The sequence below is a fragment of the Desulfocastanea catecholica genome, from assembly GCF_054657295.1.
On sequence record NZ_BAAHYZ010000207.1, the window covers coordinates 1 to 218 of the forward strand.

1 protein-coding gene is annotated in these 218 nt (G+C 46.8%); it reads left to right on the forward strand.

Features of this window, described 5'->3' with window-relative positions:
- Positions 1-218, forward strand: a 218-nt coding sequence (locus tag ACYQ8U_RS23535) for an ISAzo13-like element transposase-related protein (protein ID WP_459947967.1), incomplete at both ends; no start/stop codon positions are given.

The following is a 218-nucleotide window of genomic DNA, read 5'->3' on the forward strand; positions in this document are numbered from 1 at the left end:
GAACCGGTTACTCGCGGCGATCCCGAATCTGTGTTGCGTTGGACCTGCAAGAGTTTACGGCAATTGGAAACCGAGTTGCGGTCGCAGGGATATGTTGTGAGTCATACTTCGATAGGTGATCTGCTCAGAAAAATGGGATATAGCCTTCAGGGTAATCGTAAGACATTGGAGGGTGGTGAACATCCTGATCGTAATGCACAATTTGAGTTTATTAATGC